Below are 16,957 nucleotides of genomic sequence, written 5' to 3' on the forward strand. Positions count from 1 at the left end.
AGCGGTTCGGCTTAACTCTGATGCATGAGCCTGCACGGTGACGAGATCGAACGCTATGCGCGCCATCTGGTGCTGCCCGAGATCGGCGGTCCGGGGCAGGCCAAACTCAAATCGACGAGCGTGCTTGTGATCGGCGCCGGCGGGCTTGGCGCGCCGCTGATCCAGTATCTGGCTGCCGCCGGGGTCGGTATGATCGGTATCGTCGACGCCGATCATGTCTCGCTTTCGAACCTGCAGCGCCAGACGATCTTCAGCACTGCCGACCTCGGCGCGAACAAGGCCGTGGCGGCGGCCGGCTTCATCAAGCGGCTCAACCCGCATGTCGCGGTCGAGGAGCATGTCACCCGCATCGACCCGCATAATGCCCGCGCCATGGTTGCCTTCTACGACGTGATCGCCGACGGCACCGACAATTTCGAGACGCGTTACGCCGTCGCCGATGCCTGCTTCTACGAGAAGAAGCCGCTGGTCACCGCGGCCCTTGGCCGCTTCGATGGGTCGCTGACCACGCTGCGCCCGCATGAGAAGCGGCCGGACGGGCGGCCGAACCCGACCTATCGCTGCCTTTTCCCCAATCCGCCGCCGCCCGGCACGGTCGCCCCCTGCGCCGAGGCCGGTGTGCTTGGCGCGCTCGCCGGCGTGATGGGCTCGCTGATGGCCCTGGAGGTGATTCGCGCAATCACCGGCTTCGGGGAGCCGCTGGTCGGCAAGCTCCTGCTCGTCGACGCGATGACGATGCGCTTCGATACGATGCGCTACGACTGGGATGCCGCCAACCCGTTGAACGGGACGGCGATCGCCAGGAGCGCCTGAGCCCCCGGCCCTGATGATCCGTTGTCCTTCGGGACAGGATGCCGCTTCGCTTCGTCAGGCATCCGGCTCCGCGCTATGGCGGGAGCCCTTAGCCTCGGCTGCTCACCTTCGCCTCGATCGCGTCCCAGACCTGGGCGGCGATATCCGGCCCGCCTAGCTTCTTGACGGCGCGCACGCCCGTCGGCGCCGTGACGTTGATCTCGGTGAGATTGCCGCCGATCACGTCGATGCCCACCAGGATCAGGCCTCGCTCGCGCAGCGTCGGGCCAATTGCCTCGCAGATCTCGAGCTCGCGCTTGGAGAGGTCGGTCGGTGCGGCGGCGCCGCCGCGCACCATGTTGGCACGCAGGTCTCCATCGGCCGGCACCCGGTTGACCGCGCCTGCCGCCTTGCCGTCCACCAGCAGGATGCGTTTGTCGCCGGCGCTGACCTCCTTCATGAAGCGCTGGACCACCCAGGCTTCCTTGAAGATCCCGGAGAAGAGATCGAACAGCGAGCCGAAATTGGGGTCGCCCTTGCCGGTCTTGAACACGGTCGCGCCGCCATGGCCGTAAAGAGGCTTCATCACGATCTCGCCGAACTCCTCGCGAAAGGCCTCGATCTCGGCCTTGTCGCGGGTGATCAGCGTCGGCGGCATCAGTTCGGGGAAATGCGTGACCAGGATCTTTTCGGGTGCATTGCGCACCTGCGCGGGATCGTTGACCACCAGCGTCTTCGGATGGATGCGCTCCAGCATATGCGTAGAGGTGATGTAGGCCATGTCGAAGGGCGGGTCCTGCCGAAGCAGCACGACATCGAGCGTCGAGAGATCGGTGCGCTCCTCGGCTCCGAGGGTGAAATGATCGCCCTCGATATCACGCACCTCGACCGGCCGGATCGGCGCGGTGACCTTGCCGTCCCGCAGCGAAAGCTTGTCCGGCGTATAGGTGTAGAGGCTGTGTCCGCGCCGCTGCGCCTCCAGCATCAGGGCGAAGCCGGTATCGCCGGCGATCCTGACGCGTTCGATGGGGTCCATCTGGATGGCGACGGCAAGGGTCATGGGCAAGGTTCCTGTTGCGCGGCCTCATATCGGCCCAGGCCCCATGCCTGTGCAAGGGGCAGGCTGCGCGTCACAGGATCAGCTCGAAGGCGCCGGGCACATGGCGCGGCCGACGCCAGGGCGCCAGGAAGACGGCATCGGCTCGCAAATGATGGTCCATCGCCCAGGCATTGCGCGAGAGCCATTGCCGGATCCGCGCTTCGATCAGCCGGCGTTTCTCCGGAGTGATCGCGGTCAGCGCATCGTCGAGCAGGCCCCGGGCCTTGACCTCGACGAAGGCGATGGTGCGTCCGCGCTTCACGATGAGGTCGATCTCGCCGCCCTTGCCGCCGAAGCGCCGTGCGAGCGGCCGGTAACCCTTGGCGGCAAGCCAGAGGATGGCCAGCAGCTCGCCGCGCCGGCCGGTCGTTCCGGCTCGTCTCGCCTTCTGGCTGCGGGCCCTGGCTCTCAAGACTCGCGGGTCAGCTCGAGGGCGCGCGCATAGACCTTGCGGCGTGGCTGCCCTGTCTCTGCGGCGACCTGCGCCACCGCCTCCTTGAGCGAGAGCCGCGCCATGGCCTCGCGCAGGCGTTCATCGATGACATCTCCCGCTGGAAGCAGGGCCTCTGCTCCGGGTGGGCCGATGATCACGACGATCTCGCCGCGAGCTTCTTCCTCCTCGCCATAATGGGCGGCGAGTTCAGCAAGCGTCCCGCGTTGCACGGTTTCGTGGAACTTGGTCAGTTCGCGGGCGACCGCGGCCGGCCTCGCGCCCAGCACCGCGCCGGCATCGGCAAGCATCTCGGCGAGGCGGCGCGGCGATTCGAAGAAGACGAGGGTACCCGGGATGACCGCCAGCTCGGTCAGTCGTCCGCGCCGCGCGGCCGATTTCGGCGGCAGGAAACCTTCGAAGAAGAAGCGGTCCGTCGGCAAGCCGGCAAGGACCAGCGCCGCCAGAACGGCCGAGGGGCCGGGAATGCCGGTGACCGGCAGGCCCTCGGCGACGACATCGGCGACCAGCTTGTAGCCAGGGTCCGACACCAGCGGCGTGCCCGCGTCGGAAATCAGGGCAAGCCGTCCGCCCTCCCGCAGCTTGGCGAGGATCTTCGGCCGCATCTGCGCGGCATTGTGCTCATGATAGGGCAGGAGCGGTGTCGAGATTCCGTAATGCGCCAGCAGCGTCTTGCTGGTGCGCGTGTCCTCGGCCAGTACAGCATCGGCCGCCGCGAGCGTCGCCAGCGCGCGAAACGAGATGTCGCGCAGATTGCCGATCGGGGTTGCGACGATGTGCAGGCCCGGCGCCAGCGTCTCCGCTTCGGCGCGGAGCCCGAAAGCCGTGTAGCTGGGCGCGCGCTGGGATGCAGGCGGGGCGGAGGCGGGCGGGGCAGAGGACCGAACAGACATCTCCGCAAGCTGCCACAGCCGCGGTCCTTATGCCACGGCCGCACGCGGCTTCGCCTCGTTTCAAATGCGGCAAGACAGAGTTAACAACTTGAAAATACCATGTCGCACTGGCAGGAGTCCTCCACGGTCGGGGGACTGCAAGCTGGATACGGTCGCAATGACCGCGTTCCCCGTTCTCGACTGGAGATGATCCTGTGCGGCTCCAACGGCTCCTCCTTCCGGTCTCGAAGCTGCGTCTGGCGGCTCTGGCCCTCGGTGTTTCGCTTGGGCTCGCGGCCTGCAGCGGCGGCACGTCCGGGCTGCCCGGTTTCGACGGCGGCTCAGCGGCCCCCGGCGGCGAGGCTCAGGCGCCAACCGGTCAGACCATCGGCACCGGCAAGGTCAAGGTCGGCCTCGTGCTGCCACTGACTGCGGAAGGACAAGGCGCGATCGTCGGCAACTCCCTGAAGAACGCTGCCGAGATGGCGCTTGCTGAGTTTCCGGGAGCCGACCTCACGCTGCTGGTCAAGGATGATCGCGGGTCACCGGAAGGCGCGCAGGCTGCGGCCCAGGAAGCGCTGCGTGAAGGTGCTGAATTGATCATCGGGCCGCTTTTTGCACCCTCCGTGCAGGCGGCCGCTCAGGTGGCGCGCGGCGCGAACCGCCCGATCATGGCGTTCTCCAGCGATAGCAATGTCGCCTCGCGCGGCGTCTATCTGCTCTCCTTCCCGCCCGAGAACGACGTCAATCGCGTGATCGCCTACGCCTCGTCGCAGGGGCGCAAGTCCTTTGCGGCGTTGGTTCCCGATACCGCCTATGGACGGGTCGTCGAGGCTGCGTTCCAGCAGGCGGTCGCCAATCGCGGGGCGCGGGCGGTCATCATCGAGCGTTTCGGCTCCGACCAGAACAGCATGCGTACCGCTGTCCAGCGCCTCGTGCCGGCCCTGCAGCAGGCGGATGCGCTCTTCGTCCCGGCCGCCGCCGACACCATGCCGGCGCTCGGTCTCGCACTTCAGCAAGCCGGGTTCGATCCGGCCAAGGTGAAACCTCTCGGCACCGGTGTCTGGAACGATGCCAGTGTCGCGCGCGTCCCAGCGATCCAGGGAGGCTGGTTCGCATCGCCCGACACAGCCGGATTCAATGCCTTTGCCGGCCGCTATCAGCAGCGCTTCAACAGTGCGCCGACCCGCACCGCGACACTGGCCTATGATGCGGTCTCGCTGGCGGCGGCATTGGCGCGGACCCAGGGGAGCCAGCGTTTCTCCGAGTCGGTTCTGACCAACCCGCAGGGCTTTGCCGGCGCGGACGGCGTCTTCCGCTTCCGTCCGGATGGGCAGATCGAGCGCGGGCTTGCGGTTCTCGAACTGCGCAACGGCCAGATCGTGACGGTCAATGCTGCGCCACGAGATCTGGGGCCGAGGACGTAACAGGACCCCGCGCGCGGTTTCCGGGCGCGGCGACGCGCCGATCCTCGGTTCTCCGAAACAGAATGCTGCCCGGCGCAAGGCCGGGCATGGGCGGCGACAGGTCTAAGCCGCCAGATCCGCCACGAGCGCATCCAGGACTAGCGCTCCGTCCGGGGTCGCGGCGAGCTTGCCGCCGGGCTTGCGTGTCAGCAGGCCCTCCTTCATCAGGCTGTCGACGCGGTCAGCTTTCAGGTCGCGCCCCGAAAGCGCCCTGAACGCGACCGGATCGATGCCCTCGACCAGTCGCAGGCCCATCAGCAGATATTCGTCGCCTTGCGCCTCGGCGTTCAGGCACTCGTTCTCGACCAGCGCATGCCCCTCGGCCTCGACGCGCTCGAGCCAGACTTCCGGCCGCTTCTCGGTCGATTGCGCCATCCGGCCGTCCGCCGTGACCAGCCTTCCATGCGCACCGGGGCCAATGCCGGCATATTCTCCATAGCGCCAGTAAACGAGATTGTGCCGGCATTCGGCGCCCGGCCTGGCATGGTTCGAGATCTCGTAGACCGGCAGGCCGTGCTTCGCCGTGATCTCCTGCGTCGTCTCATAGAGCGAAGCGCCGACCTCATAGTCCGGCACCTTCAGCTTGCCGGCCTTGTACAGGGCCGCGAAGGCGGTGTCGGGTTCGATGGTGAGCTGATAGAGCGAGAGATGCTCGGCGGCATGGCCGATCGCCAGTTCGAGCTCTTCGCGCCAGAGCGCGGGGGTCTGCTCGACGGAGCGGGCATAGATCAGGTCGAAGGAGTAGCGCTCGAAATAGCGCCGCGCGATCGCCACCGCATCGAGCGCTTCCTGTGTCGAGTGCATCCGGCCGAGCGCCTTGAGGTCGGCGTCGTTCAACGCCTGCACGCCGAGTGAGACGCGGTTGACGCCGGCGGCGCGGAAGTCCCGGAAGCGTCCGGCCTCTACGCTGGTCGGGTTTGCTTCGAGCGAGACTTCGCAATTCGGATCGACCGCCCAGGCGCCGCCGATCGCGTCGAGGATTGCCCCGACCGTGCGGCCCTCCATCAGCGAAGGCGTACCGCCACCGAAGAAGATCGAGGAGACGGTGCGTCCGGGCGCCAGCTGGGCGCGGTGCGCGATTTCGCGCCTGAAGGCTTCGATGAAGCGCTGCTGGTCGGGCGGCGTATGCCGCACATGCGAGTTGAAGTCGCAATAGGGGCATTTGGCCAGGCAGAATGGCCAATGCACATAGACCGCGAAACCGGCATCCGCGGTCGGATGCGGCGGGACCGCCTGTCGCTCGGCGATGGCGGCCGGCGCGTTCACTGGGGCAGCCTCAGGCAGGCTGCGGCGAGAAGCTGGAAGGCGCGGGCGCGATGCGACAGCGCCTCCGAACCATCATCCGGCACGCCGTGCTTTTCATCGGACGTCATTTCGCCAAAGGTCTTGGCGCGGCCGTCCGGCTTGAAAATCGGATCATAGCCGAAGCCTGAAGGGCCGCGCGGCTCATGGATGATCTCGCCGTAGACGCGGCCTTCGAAGAGCTCCTGGTGTCCGTCCGGCCAGGCGATGACCAGTGCAGAGACGAAATGGCCCCGACGCTTGTCGGAGGTCGTTGCGCCGCGCTTGGCGAGCTCGGCCTGGACGCGGGCGAGCGCCGGGGCAAAGTTCTTGCCCGGCCCGGCCCAGTTGGCGGAGAACAGGCCGGGGGCGCCGTCGAGCGCATCGATGCACAGGCCGGAATCATCGGCAATCGCCGGCAGGCCGCTCGCTTGCGCGGAGGCCACCGCCTTGATCGCGGCATTCTCCGAGAACATGTGGCCATTCTCCTCCGGCTCGGGCAGGCCGAGTTCACCGGCCGAGACCAGATCGACGCCATAAGGCGCCATCAGCTCGCGCATTTCGCGCAGCTTGCCCTGATTATGGGTCGCAATCACGACCTTGCCTTGGAGAAGCCGATGTCCGCTCATGATCAGGCCACCGCCGCCTTCTGCAGCGCGACCAGCTTGCTGACACCGCCCTTGGCGAGCCGGAGCAGGGCCATCAGCTCATCCTCCGAGAAGGGAGCGCCTTCGGCGGTGCCTTGCACCTCGACCAGGCCGCCCGTCCCGGTGATGACGAAGTTCGCGTCGGTCTGCGCGCCGGAATCCTCGACATAGTCGAGGTCGATGACCGGGTTGCCGGCGACGATGCCGCAGGAGATCGCGGCGACGTGATCCTTGAGCGGGTTCGATCCCTTGAGCATGCCGCGCCCTTCCATCCATTTCAGCGCGTCGTGCAGCGCGACCCACGCGCCGGTGATCGAGGCCGTGCGGGTGCCGCCATCAGCCTGAAGAACGTCGCAATCGACCACGATCTGGCGCTCGCCGATCGCGGTCAGGTCGACGACCGCGCGAAGCGAGCGCCCGACCAGGCGCTGGATTTCCTGCGTGCGGCCCGATGGCTTGCCGGAGGTGACCTCGCGGCGTGTGCGTTCATGCGTTGCACGCGGCAGCATCGAGTACTCGGCTGTGACCCAGCCCTTGCCGGTGCCGCGCAGCCACGGTGGACCCTTTTCCTCGACCGTCGCGGCGCAGAGCACCTTGGTTTCGCCGAAGCTGACCATGCAGGAACCTTCCGCATAGCGCACCACGCCGCGTTCCAGCGTGACCTTGCGCATCTCGTCGGCCGCGCGTTTGGAGGGTCGCATGTTCACATCCCGATTTCGTGAGTTCGGCGGCTTGTAGGCGTTTGGGCCGGGCGCGGCAAGGCAAGCAGCCAGCGCTTGCCTCTTGATCCGCCGCCGCGCCGAAGGGACAATAGCCTATGTGCAACCTGATACTCGCCTCGCCATGAGCGCGCCCACGCCGCAGGACAGCCCTGGCGGGCTGGTCGAGACCGACCAACGCTCCCGTGAGATTTTCCGGCAGATCGTCGACGGCTATCTCGCGACCGGCGAGCCCGTCGGCTCGCGCAATATCGCGCGGCTGCTGCCGGTGGCCTTGTCGCCGGCAACTGTGCGCAATGTCATGACCGACCTCGAAATGGCCGGGCTGATCTACGCGCCCCATACCTCGGCCGGGCGATTGCCGACCGAGCGCGGATTGCGTTTCTTCGTCGACGCCATGATGGAAGTCGGCAACCTGACCTCCGACGAACGCGCGCGCATCGAGGCGCAGATGCGGGCGGCGGCCTCGACCCGGACGCTGGACGGCGCGCTGACCGAGGCGTCTGCACTGCTATCCGGCCTGTCGCGTGGTGCCGGCGTCGTTGTCACCACCAAGGCCAATTCCCGGCTGAAGCATATCGAGTTTGTCCGGCTGGAGCCGGCGCGCGCGCTCGTCGTGCTCGTGGCGGAGGACGGCACGGTCGAGAATCGCTTGCTCGTCCTGCCGCCGGGCCTTCCCGCCTCGGCTCTGACGGAGGCTGCGAATTTTCTCAACGCCCGTGTCCTCGGCAAGACCCTGAGCGAACTGCAGCGCGAGATCGCCGACGATCGCGCTACCATGGAACGCGAACTCGATGCGCTGACAGCGAAGCTTGTCGAGAGCGGTATCGCCACCGCCTCCGGTCCGAGCAGCGATCGCCATCTGATCGTGCGCGGCCAGGCCAATCTGCTGGAGGATCTCAAGGCACAGGAGGATCTCGAGCGCATCCGCCTGCTCTTCGGGGATCTCGAGACGCAGACCGACGTGATCGACCTTCTCTCCCGCGCCGAGGCCGGCGACGGCGTGCGCATCTTCATCGGCTCCGAGAACAAGCTGTTCTCGATGTCAGGTTCTTCGATGATCGCCGCGCCCTTCCATGATGCCGAGCAGCGCATCGTAGGTGTCGTCGGCATCATTGGTCCGACACGGCTGAACTATGCCCGCATCGTGCCGATGGTGGACTACACAGCCAAGGTCGTCGGGCGCCTTCTGGATGGTGCGCGGTGAAGCGCGTCTTGCGAGCCGGCCTGATTCTGGTGCTTGGAGTTTTTGCGATGTCGGCCATGGGGCAGAACGGACAGGCGAGCCTCCTCGATGCGGCTGCCGCCGGCAGAACTACCGAGGTCTCCCGGCTGATTACGGCCGGAGCCGATCTCGAGGTTCGCGATGCGCAGGGACGCTCGCCGCTGCTGCTCGCTGTCGCCGGCAATCATGTCGCAATCGCCAAGGCGCTGCTGGCGGCCGGCGCCAATATCAATGCGCAGGCGGCCAATCGCGACACGCCCTGGCTGCTCGCAGGCGCTGCTGGCCGTGCCGAGATCGTCGCTGCGATGATCCCGTTGAAGCCTGATCTCACGATCCGTAACCGCTATGGCGGCAACGCCCTGATCCCGGCCTGCGAGCGCGCTCATGTCGAGACGGTCAAGCTGCTCCTGACCAGCGGCATCGACCTGAACCATGTCAACGATCTCGGCTGGACCTGCCTGCTCGAGATCGTGATCCTGGGCGATGGCGGGCCGCGGCATCAGGAGGTTGCAAAGCTTGTGCTCGACGCCGGTGCCGATCCCAGTCTTGCCGACAAGGATGGTCTCTCGCCGCTCGCCCACGCCCGCCAGCGCGGTCAGCGGGCCGTTGCGGCTTTGATCGAGAAGGCCGGCGGCCGCTGAACTATTCCCGCCAGCCGGTGATGAACCGCTCGCCGGCGTGAATTGATCGCTGCGAGCCTTCCCGGACGGGGACGGCTCTTCCGTCGATCAGATGGCCGGTCACCGTGCTCCATGGCGGCGCTGGCCCCTGCATTTCGCACTCGCCGGGAGGCCGCTCAGGCACCCCGATTTGGCATCGACGCATTCTGGCGTTACCTCTGCCGCCAAAGCGACCAGATGCGCTCCAGACCACAAGGCCAAAGACATGACCGACACGCTTCCCGACCGTCTCTCCGTCAACCCGGACAGCCCCTTTTACGACGCCGAGGTGCTGGCGAAAGATATCGGCATCCGGTTCAAGGGCACCGAGAAGACCAATGTCGAGGAGTATTGCGTCAGCGAGGGCTGGATCAAGGTCGCGGCCGGCGCCGCCAAAGACCGCTTCGGCCGGCCGATGACGATCACGCTCAAGGGGCCGGTCGAGCCCTACTATCGCAACGCCGAGTGAGGCTCAGGGCTTTACGGACGTCGCGACAGTGCCCAGCCGAAGCTGAGGACGGCGACGAGCCCGAGTCCGGCGCGGATGGCGTGTAGCTCGCCCCACCGCTGAATCAGATGGCGGCTCGCGGCGCTGGCTTGCGCCGCAGCCATGGCCTGCAGTTCCGTGTTGATCGGTGCGATGACCAGCAGCGTGAACGGCAGATTGGCCAGGATCGCGAACATGCCGATCAGCCAGGCGGGATTGCGGCTGGAGCGCCAGGACAGGCCGGCGCACAGCGTCGTGACCACGACCAGCGTCGCCTGCATCCGCGTCGCCGGGCCGATGGCAGCCTGCCATTGCCGCAGGAGCGCCCCGTCGTCGAGCGACAGCCGCGCCGGCTGTTCGGCCGTGAGGATGTAGATTGCTGCGCCGCAGAACAGCGCCGCCAGTGCCAATGTGATCGGTCCCATGCTCCGAGAGATTGCGGATTGCGGAATGAGGTCGGTCCCCTGGGGCATCGTCACCTCCTGATTTTGAATAGTATGCTATATATTATTGCATAGCATGCTGTTCAACTGGTATCTCGACCCGGCAGGAGGATGCGATCGTGACGAGCTTCAAGACCCATTCGGCCGGCTATCTCGCCAACCACATGGCGCGGCTTTTCGCCAAGGCCCTGGCTGAAGCCATCCGGCCGCACGGACTTGCGCCGGCACAGTTCATGGTTCTGCTCGAGCTCTGGCGCGAGGACGGCGTTACCCAGAAGCACCTGGTCGAACGGCTCGATGTCGAACAGGCGACAATGGCCAGCACGCTTGCGCGCATGGAGCGCGACGGTTTGATCGAGCGCAGGCCCGACGCTGTCGATGCCCGCGCCCGTATCATTCATCTGACGGGGCGGGCCCGGGAACTGGAGCAGACTGCGCTTGCGGAGGCGCGGCAGGTCAACCGGCGGGCGCTGGCCGGCTTCCCGGAGGAGGAGGCGGAGCAGCTGCTCGCCGGCATGCGCCGCATCATTTCCTCACTCTCCGACAAGCCGGCCAAGCCCGATCTGCCGGTCAGCCCCAATCCGATGGATTAGGCGAGCGCCTTGAAGAAGAAGGTCGAGCCGCAATCGCTGCCATCGGGCATCAGCGCATAGCGCGGGATGGTGCCGATCTCGGTCCAGCCCAGCCGGTTGTAGAGCCGCCGCGCCGGGCCGGCCTCGTCCGTGTCGAGGCAAAGCAGCGTCCGTCCGGCCGCCAGCGCCTCGGCCTCCGCTGCCAGCATCAGAGCTTCGCCGATACCCTGCCGGCGCGCGGAGGAATGCACCAGCACCTTGGCAATATCGGCGCGGTGCGGCTGGTTCGGCTTGCCGGCGGGGTGGACCTGTGCGGTGCCGACGATCTCGTCGCCCTGCCGTGCGATCAGAAGCAGGATCTGTCCCGCTTCGACGCCGGATGCGACGCCTGTCCAATAGGCCCTGAAATCGGCCTCGGTGTTCTCCGCCATGAAGCCGACCGAAGCGCCGTTCGCGACGGAATCCCGAAGGATGCTCGTGAGCGCAGGGATGGCATTGCGCGCACCAGCGGCATCGAGACGCGTGATCGAGGCCGTTTCAACGAACTGCGTCGTCATCTTGATCTTTCCTGGGATAGGCCGTCCGCCGTCATCAGCACGACGGCGTAGCGGGCCGGCTCCGGGCCGGGATTGTGATAGGTGATCGGCCCGTCGAGCAGCATGTGGATGCAGTCGCCGGTCCGCAGTTGGTGGCTGGCGCCGCCGAAGCTGAGTTCGATCTCTCCGGCGAGCAGCCAGACCTGCTGGTCGAGGCGGTGCAGCATGCGCGGTCCGTCGAGCAGGACGCGTGCTCCCGGTGGCAGCGTCACGTCGACGATTTCGACCGGCGAGCCGCCGCCCGGCGGCGAGACATTGCGCCGCACATAGCCGCTGCCGGGGTCGAGCCAGGCGGGCTGATCGGCCAGGCGCGCGACCGGGCCGGCATGGCGCTCCTCATGGAACAGTGACGACAAGGTCACGCCGAGTCCGGCGGTCAGCCGGTCGAGCAAGGCTGCCGTCGGGCTCGATTCTCCACGTTCGATTCGCGAGATCATCGCGCGGCTGACGCCGGTGCGCTCGGCAAGCAGGTCGAGCGTCAGGTCGCGCCGTTGGCGCGCTGACTTCAGGCGCGCCGCAAGGCGCCTGTCGATGTCTCTCTCGGGAGGATTATCCATTTTAGTAGAGAAAATCTAATATAATGGAATGTCAAGCGCCTGCCGGGCTGCACAGAAGCAAGGCGCCTGCCACAAACCCTTGGCCCCGTGCGGCTTCACTGCTATTGCGCGCCCATGAGCACGCGCAGTTTCGACAACATCCGCAATTTCTCGATTGTGGCCCATATCGACCACGGCAAGTCGACCCTTGCCGACCGGCTGATCCAGCAGACCGGCACGGTCGCGGCCCGCGACATGAGCGAGCAGATCCTCGACTCGATGGATATCGAGAAGGAGCGCGGCATCACCATCAAGGCGCAGACGGTCCGGCTCGATTATCGTGCCCAGGATGGCAAGGATTACATCCTCAACCTGATGGACACGCCCGGCCACGTCGACTTCGCCTATGAGGTCTCGCGCTCGCTGGCCGCCTGCGAAGGCTCGCTGCTGGTCGTCGACGCCTCTCAGGGCGTCGAGGCGCAGACACTCGCCAACGTCTATCAGGCGCTCGATGCGGGCCACGAGATCGTCACGGTCCTCAACAAGATCGACCTGCCGGCAGCCGAGCCCGAGCGCATCAAGCAGCAGATCGAGGACGTGATCGGCCTCGATGCCTCGGAAGCCGTGCCGATCTCGGCCAAGACCGGACTCAACATCGAAGGCGTGCTGGAAGCGATCGTCCAGAAACTGCCGGCGCCGAAGGGCAATCTCGAAGCGCCGCTGAAGGCACTTCTGGTCGATTCCTGGTACGACGCCTATCTCGGCGTCGTCGTGCTCGTGCGCATCATCGACGGCGTGCTCAAGAAGGGCATGACGATCCGCATGATGCGGGCCAATGCCGCCTATGGCGTGGATCGTGTCGGCGTATTCAAGCCGAAGATGCTGGAAGTGAAGGAACTCGGCCCCGGCGAGGTCGGCTTCTTCACCGCCTCGATCAAGGAAGTCGCCGACACTGCCGTCGGCGACACCATCACCGACGACCGCAAGCCGGTCGCCGAGCCGCTGCCGGGCTTCAAGCCGGTGCAGCCGGTGGTGTTCTGCGGCATTTTCCCGGTCGATGCGGCCGATTTCGAGGTGCTCCGCTCGGCGATGTCGAAGCTGCGCCTGAACGACGCCTCGTTCTCCTACGAGATGGAGACCTCGGCGGCACTCGGCTTCGGCTTCCGCTGCGGCTTCCTCGGACTGCTGCATCTCGAGATCATCCAGGAGCGGCTCGAGCGCGAGTTCAACCTCAACCTGATCTCGACCGCGCCCTCCGTGGTCTATCATCTCAGGCTGCGGGACGGGACGACGCTCGAGCTGCACAATCCGGCGGACATGCCGGATGTGATGAAGGTCGAGGCGATCGAGGAGCCCTGGATCCGCGCCACCATCTTCACGCCGGACGAATATCTCGGCTCGGTGCTGAAGCTCTGTCAGGATCGCCGCGGGCTGCAGATCGACCTGAGCTATGTCGGCTCGCGGGCCAAGGTCGTCTATGACCTGCCGCTGAACGAGGTGGTGTTCGATTTCTACGACCGCTTGAAGTCGATCTCGAAGGGTTACGCCTCCTTCGACTATGCCATCACCGACTATCGCGAGGGCGACCTCGTGCGCATGTCGATCCTGGTCAATGCCGAGCCGGTCGACGCGCTCTCGATGCTGGTCCACCGGACCCGCGCCGAGGCTCGCGGCCGCGCCATGTGCGAGAAGCTCAAGGAGCTGATCCCGCCGCACATGTTCCAGATTCCGGTCCAGGCCGCGATCGGCGGCAAGATCATCGCGCGCGAGACCATCCGGGCGCTGCGCAAGGACGTGACCGCCAAGTGCTATGGCGGCGACGCCACCCGGAAGCGCAAGCTTCTGGAGAAGCAGAAGGAAGGCAAGAAGAAGATGCGGCAGTTCGGCAAGGTCGAAATCCCGCAGGAAGCCTTTATCGCCGCGCTGAAGATGGATAGCTGAGCGGAGCCCAGGCTCTTCTCGCGGAGATCGATGTGGTCATCCCGGGGCCCGCTTCGGCCATTCGGGATGACGCAAACCTCAGCCGGTTAGTCTACGCCAGCACTGCCTGGCGCGTCTCGGCGTCGATGAGGAAGGCTGCGACCGCTGCGACCAGCAGCAGCGCTGCAAACAGCGCGATCGCGGTCGTAAAACTCTGTGCAATCACGAGCGCCACCGCCGATGGCGCGAGCAGGCCGCCGAGGCGTGCCATGGCGCCGGCAACCCCCATGCCGGTGCCGCGCAGTTCCGTCGGATAAAGCTCGGGCGTGAAGGCGTAGAGCGCACCCCAGGTGCCGAGCAGCGCAAAGCTCATCAGCAGGATCGACGCGCCGATCACTGTTGCGCTGCCCGCGCCGACAAACAGGGCGCAGCCTGCCGCACTGAGCAGCAGGAAGCCGATCAGGGTCGGTCGCCGCCCCCATGTCTCGACGCCATAGGCGGCCAGCGCATAGCCAGGCAACTGGGCCAGCGCGACGATGACGAGGAAGCCATAGCCGCGGACGAAGCCGAAACCTTCGCCGGCGAGCTTGGCCGGCATCCAGGTGAAGACGCCATAATAGGACACCGAGACAAGGAACCAGATTCCGAGGATCAGCAGAGTGCGCCGGCGCAGATCGGGCGCGAGCAGTCCGGAAGACGTCGCCGCCGGCGGCAGGGTAATTGCCGAATCGGACGAGAGTTCGGCTTTCCCGTTGGCGCGCAGCATCTTGTTGAGCACGCGCTTGGCATCGTCCGCTCGCCCTTCCTTCAGCAGGTACAGGGGTGATTCCGGCACCCAGAAGCGCAGCCAGATGCCGATCAGCGCGGGCAGCGCCGTCGCAGCAAAAATCCAGCGCCACGCGTCAACGATCCCGGCGATGCTTGCTGCCCAGGCGGCCAGGGCGACTGCGATCGTGCCGACCGCCCAGAAACCCTCCAGCATGACCAGCCAACGCCCGCGATTCCGGGGCGGCAGGAACTCCGCCATCATCGCGTAATCGACGGGCAATGTGCCGCCGACTGCGATGCCGGTCAGGAAACGTAGCGCGAGAAGGGCTGCGAAGGACGGGGCGAAGACCGAGAGCAGCCCGAACACCGCATCGCAGGCGACCGTGATCAGGAGCACGCGGCGGCGACCATAGCGATCGGCGAGGCGGCCAAACAACGCGGCGCCGATCAACATGCCAAGGAAGAACAGCGTTCCTGTCTGCAGCGCCTGCGGCACGCTGAGCCCGAAGGTTGCAGCGATCGAGGCGGCAGTAAAACCGACCGCCAGGACTTGCATGGCATCGGCCGCCCAGACGAGACCGAAGATGCCGAGCAGCCTGCGCTGGAATGGGCCGGTACCGGCGGTCGACAGCACGCTCTCGACGGGAATGCTCATGGCGTGGTGAACTTTCTTCAAGACGTCGTCTGGCCGTTGGTCGGCTTCGGGCCGTTCGGAGTCGTGGGGCCGTTCGTGGCGGTTTAGGCGTTAGATCTGGACGCCGAGGTCGCGCAGGGTTGACCTGAGGTCGATCGGTTCGACGAAATGGACGGCCTGCATGCCGACCTGACGGGCGCTCTCGATATTCTTGGCGCTGTCGTCGATGAAAATGCAGGAATCCGCAACGAGGCCGTAGCGCTCCAGCAGCACGTGGTAGATCGCCGGATCCGGCTTGATCAGCCGCTCATGCGCCGAGACCACGACGCCGTCGAACGAACCGAGGAAGGGAAAGCGGACAACGCTCTCATCCCATTTCTCGCGCGAGAAATTGGTGATTGCATAGACCTTCTCGCCGCTGGCCTTCAGGTCCGCGAGGACAGCCACGCTCTCGGCGATTTCGCCGGATACGGTCTCGTGCCAGCGTTCGTCGAAGGCCTTGATCTCGCGCTCCCATTCGGGATGAACGGAGACCCGTTCGGCGACGGCTTCCGCCCAGGATCTGCCGCGATCCTGCTCGAGGTTCCAGGCTGAGGTGCAGACATTCTGCATGAACCAGTCCATGCGCGCTTCATCAGGGATCAAGTCGCGGTAGAGATGGCGCGGATCCCAACGGATCAGGACGTTGCCGACATCGAAAACGACGGTGGGGCTGGTCGAAGGCATGGCCGGTCCATTCTGAGGAAGAGGGGGGATCGCAGAAGGCTCACGCCCTTGTGTGCAGACGTGCGAGACAGAGGCAAGGCCTCTCGCGTATTCGGGACATGCGATGGTGGAGATCGGCATGACGGCATGGTTGCCATGGCTGGACCGGCAGGGGCGCTTCTCGGGGCTGCGCGCTGCGACATTCGCGCTGGTGCTGCTGCCGGCGCTCTGGCTCGCCTTCGAGGCCTGGACTGGCCAGCTCGGCTCGAAGCCCTGGACGCGGGCGGTGCATGATACCGGCACCTGGGCGCTCAGGCTGCTGCTGGTCACGCTTTCTGTCTCGCCGCTGCGCCGGCTTCTCGACTGGAGCAAGCTCATCGGCATCCGCCGCATGCTCGGCCTCTCCGTGCTGGCCTATGCGCTCGCCCATCTCGCGCTTTATTGCATCGATCTCGGATTTGACGCCGGGCTGATCGTCTCCGAAATCGCCAAGCGCTTCTATCTCGTCGTCGGCATCACGGCGCTGACCGGACTGGTCGCACTGGGTGTAACCTCGACCGACGGCATGATCCGCTGGCTGGGCTCCGCCCGCTGGCAACTACTGCATAACCTCGTCTATGCCATCGCCGCGCTAGGGCTGCTGCACTTTGCCCTGCAGTCGAAGATCGACGTCACCCAGCCGGCGTTGATGACCGGGCTCTTCGGCCTGCTGATGCTTTATCGGCTGCTGCCGCGATTCGGCGTGACGTTCGATACGCCCCGGCTGATCCTGACGGCGCTTGCGGCCGGCCTTCTGACTGCGCTCTGTGAGACGGCCTGGTATGCGTTGGCGACCGGTGCCTCGGCCTGGCTGGTGTTCCAGGCCAATGCCGATATCGTCGTCTATGGTGATCTCGAGGCCCTCAGGCCCGGGCATTGGGTCGCGCTGGCGGGGCTTCTCGTCGCCTTCGCCCATTACTGGCGTGCGCCTGAGGCGCGGCAGGTCGAGCGGCGTGCGCGTCGCAGGGAAGGGCTTTCCGCGCAAACGGGTGCCTAAGAGCAAATCATTCCAAACTGATGGTTGGCAGCCCGCGGGCGAGGCTCTA

The 16,957-nt window shown here is 66.1% G+C and carries 19 protein-coding genes; 8 read left to right on the forward strand and 11 right to left on the reverse strand.

Translation table 11 applies throughout. The features are described 5' to 3' along the window. The first annotated feature begins 24 nt into the window (after positions 1 to 24). Complete coding sequence (locus AB4099_RS30715; RefSeq protein ID WP_441480871.1) at positions 25 to 813, forward strand: HesA/MoeB/ThiF family protein; 789 nt, start codon at positions 25 to 27, stop codon at positions 811 to 813. An 88-nt stretch (positions 814 to 901) separates the two neighbouring features. Here the strand turns inward: AB4099_RS30715 and gshB are convergent, their stop codons facing one another. From gshB to rsmI, 3 genes are all read right to left on the reverse strand, one after another. Then, positions 902 to 1,852 carry a glutathione synthase gene (gshB, locus tag AB4099_RS30720; protein WP_441480872.1) on the reverse strand — a complete coding sequence of 317 codons (951 nt, stop codon included), beginning with the start codon at positions 1,850 to 1,852 and terminating at the stop codon, positions 902 to 904. Between the two features lie 70 nt (positions 1,853 to 1,922). Then, on the reverse strand, positions 1,923 to 2,303 hold the full coding sequence (locus AB4099_RS30725; protein ID WP_113518357.1) for a YraN family protein: 381 nt from the start codon (positions 2,301 to 2,303) through the stop codon (positions 1,923 to 1,925). Further along, entirely contained in the window at positions 2,300 to 3,235 is a 936-nt protein-coding gene (gene rsmI / locus AB4099_RS30730; protein WP_441480873.1) for a 16S rRNA (cytidine(1402)-2'-O)-methyltransferase, read from the reverse strand. Before rsmI ends, AB4099_RS30725 begins: the two co-directional genes overlap by 4 nt. Positions 3,236 to 3,429: 194 nt before the next feature. Here rsmI and AB4099_RS30735 point away from each other — a divergent pair, with 194 nt between their 5' ends. Continuing rightward, complete coding sequence (locus AB4099_RS30735) at positions 3,430 to 4,641, forward strand: penicillin-binding protein activator (RefSeq protein ID WP_441480874.1); 1,212 nt, start codon at positions 3,430 to 3,432, stop codon at positions 4,639 to 4,641. A 102-nt stretch (positions 4,642 to 4,743) separates the two neighbouring features. On the opposite strand, the gene hemW is transcribed toward AB4099_RS30735, so the two are convergent. Genes hemW through rph form a run of 3 tightly spaced genes read right to left on the reverse strand, consistent with a single transcriptional unit; the run spans position 4,744 to position 7,309 of the window. Beyond that, positions 4,744 to 5,946: a radical SAM family heme chaperone HemW gene (gene hemW / locus AB4099_RS30740; protein ID WP_441480875.1), complete on the reverse strand. Its 1,203-nt coding sequence runs from the start codon at positions 5,944 to 5,946 to the stop codon at positions 4,744 to 4,746. Further along, complete coding sequence (gene rdgB / locus AB4099_RS30745) at positions 5,943 to 6,590, reverse strand: RdgB/HAM1 family non-canonical purine NTP pyrophosphatase (RefSeq protein WP_113518354.1); 648 nt, start codon at positions 6,588 to 6,590, stop codon at positions 5,943 to 5,945. Before rdgB ends, hemW begins: the two co-directional genes overlap by 4 nt. Positions 6,591 to 6,592: 2 nt before the next feature. Beyond that, complete coding sequence (rph, locus tag AB4099_RS30750) at positions 6,593 to 7,309, reverse strand: ribonuclease PH (protein WP_113518353.1); 717 nt, start codon at positions 7,307 to 7,309, stop codon at positions 6,593 to 6,595. 142 nt (positions 7,310 to 7,451) lie between these two features. Here rph and hrcA point away from each other — a divergent pair, with 142 nt between their 5' ends. From hrcA to AB4099_RS30765, 3 genes are all read left to right on the forward strand, one after another. Continuing rightward, positions 7,452 to 8,534, forward strand: coding sequence for a heat-inducible transcriptional repressor HrcA (hrcA, locus tag AB4099_RS30755; RefSeq protein WP_441480876.1), 1,083 nt, complete (start codon positions 7,452 to 7,454; stop codon positions 8,532 to 8,534). Continuing rightward, positions 8,531 to 9,193 (forward strand): ankyrin repeat domain-containing protein, encoded by a 663-nt coding sequence (locus AB4099_RS30760; protein WP_441480877.1) that lies wholly within the window; start codon positions 8,531 to 8,533, stop codon positions 9,191 to 9,193. Before hrcA ends, AB4099_RS30760 begins: the two co-directional genes overlap by 4 nt. Before the next feature lie 244 nt (positions 9,194 to 9,437). After that, positions 9,438 to 9,680, forward strand: a complete 243-nt coding sequence (locus tag AB4099_RS30765; protein ID WP_043234229.1) for a DUF3297 family protein — start codon at positions 9,438 to 9,440, stop codon at positions 9,678 to 9,680. A gap of 11 nt (positions 9,681 to 9,691) precedes the next feature. On the opposite strand, the gene AB4099_RS30770 is transcribed toward AB4099_RS30765, so the two are convergent. After that, complete coding sequence (locus AB4099_RS30770; protein ID WP_441480878.1) at positions 9,692 to 10,108, reverse strand: anthrone oxygenase family protein; 417 nt, start codon at positions 10,106 to 10,108, stop codon at positions 9,692 to 9,694. A gap of 152 nt (positions 10,109 to 10,260) precedes the next feature. Between AB4099_RS30770 and AB4099_RS30775 the strand changes: the two genes are divergently transcribed. Next, positions 10,261 to 10,734 carry a MarR family winged helix-turn-helix transcriptional regulator gene (locus tag AB4099_RS30775; protein ID WP_441480879.1) on the forward strand — a complete coding sequence of 158 codons (474 nt, stop codon included), beginning with the start codon at positions 10,261 to 10,263 and terminating at the stop codon, positions 10,732 to 10,734. Here the strand turns inward: AB4099_RS30775 and AB4099_RS30780 are convergent. Both AB4099_RS30780 and AB4099_RS30785 read right to left on the reverse strand, forming a co-directional pair. Next, entirely contained in the window at positions 10,731 to 11,270 is a 540-nt protein-coding gene (locus AB4099_RS30780) for a GNAT family N-acetyltransferase (protein ID WP_441480880.1), read from the reverse strand. The genes AB4099_RS30775 and AB4099_RS30780 overlap by 4 nt on opposite strands. Then, entirely contained in the window at positions 11,267 to 11,866 is a 600-nt protein-coding gene (locus tag AB4099_RS30785) for a helix-turn-helix domain-containing protein (protein ID WP_441480881.1), read from the reverse strand. The genes AB4099_RS30780 and AB4099_RS30785 overlap by 4 nt, the downstream gene beginning before the upstream one ends. 114 nt (positions 11,867 to 11,980) lie before the next feature. On the opposite strand from AB4099_RS30785, the gene lepA reads away from it, so the two are divergent. Then, positions 11,981 to 13,786 (forward strand): translation elongation factor 4, encoded by a 1,806-nt coding sequence (gene lepA / locus AB4099_RS30790; protein WP_441480882.1) that lies wholly within the window; start codon positions 11,981 to 11,983, stop codon positions 13,784 to 13,786. Between the two features lie 91 nt (positions 13,787 to 13,877). Here the strand turns inward: lepA and AB4099_RS30795 are convergent, their stop codons facing one another. Then, entirely contained in the window at positions 13,878 to 15,188 is a 1,311-nt protein-coding gene (locus tag AB4099_RS30795) for an MFS transporter (RefSeq protein WP_441480883.1), read from the reverse strand. Between the two features lie 90 nt (positions 15,189 to 15,278). Next, entirely contained in the window at positions 15,279 to 15,893 is a 615-nt protein-coding gene (locus AB4099_RS30800) for an HAD family hydrolase (RefSeq protein WP_441480884.1), read from the reverse strand. A 118-nt stretch (positions 15,894 to 16,011) separates the two neighbouring features. Between AB4099_RS30800 and AB4099_RS30805 the strand changes: the two genes are divergently transcribed. Further along, complete coding sequence (locus tag AB4099_RS30805; RefSeq protein WP_441480885.1) at positions 16,012 to 16,908, forward strand: protein-methionine-sulfoxide reductase heme-binding subunit MsrQ; 897 nt, start codon at positions 16,012 to 16,014, stop codon at positions 16,906 to 16,908. The last annotated feature ends 49 nt before the right edge of the window (positions 16,909 to 16,957 follow it).

Origin of the sequence: Allobosea sp. 2KB_26 (genome assembly GCF_052115715.1) — a bacterium.
Classification (GTDB): Bacteria; Pseudomonadota; Alphaproteobacteria; order Rhizobiales; family Beijerinckiaceae; genus Allobosea.

What these genes read in the sequence shown, in the direction of transcription:
- hrcA (WP_441480876.1), top strand. Translation starts at nt 7,452, where the DNA reads ATGAGCGCGCCCACGCCGCAGGACAGCCCTGGCGGGCTGGTCGAGACC.
- rsmI (WP_441480873.1), bottom strand. Translation starts at nt 3,235, where the DNA reads ATGTCTGTTCGGTCCTCTGCCCCGCCCGCCTCCGCCCCGCCTGCATCC.
- AB4099_RS30795 (WP_441480883.1), bottom strand. Translation starts at nt 15,188, where the DNA reads ATGAGCATTCCCGTCGAGAGCGTGCTGTCGACCGCCGGTACCGGCCCA.
- lepA (WP_441480882.1), top strand. Translation starts at nt 11,981, where the DNA reads ATGAGCACGCGCAGTTTCGACAACATCCGCAATTTCTCGATTGTGGCC.
- AB4099_RS30785 (WP_441480881.1), bottom strand. Translation starts at nt 11,866, where the DNA reads ATGGATAATCCTCCCGAGAGAGACATCGACAGGCGCCTTGCGGCGCGC.
- rdgB (WP_113518354.1), bottom strand. Translation starts at nt 6,590, where the DNA reads ATGAGCGGACATCGGCTTCTCCAAGGCAAGGTCGTGATTGCGACCCAT.
- AB4099_RS30715 (WP_441480871.1), top strand. Translation starts at nt 25, where the DNA reads ATGAGCCTGCACGGTGACGAGATCGAACGCTATGCGCGCCATCTGGTG.
- AB4099_RS30765 (WP_043234229.1), top strand. Translation starts at nt 9,438, where the DNA reads ATGACCGACACGCTTCCCGACCGTCTCTCCGTCAACCCGGACAGCCCC.
- AB4099_RS30805 (WP_441480885.1), top strand. Translation starts at nt 16,012, where the DNA reads ATGACGGCATGGTTGCCATGGCTGGACCGGCAGGGGCGCTTCTCGGGG.
- AB4099_RS30800 (WP_441480884.1), bottom strand. Translation starts at nt 15,893, where the DNA reads ATGCCTTCGACCAGCCCCACCGTCGTTTTCGATGTCGGCAACGTCCTG.
- AB4099_RS30780 (WP_441480880.1), bottom strand. Translation starts at nt 11,270, where the DNA reads ATGACGACGCAGTTCGTTGAAACGGCCTCGATCACGCGTCTCGATGCC.
- rph (WP_113518353.1), bottom strand. Translation starts at nt 7,309, where the DNA reads ATGCGACCCTCCAAACGCGCGGCCGACGAGATGCGCAAGGTCACGCTG.
- gshB (WP_441480872.1), bottom strand. Translation starts at nt 1,852, where the DNA reads ATGACCCTTGCCGTCGCCATCCAGATGGACCCCATCGAACGCGTCAGG.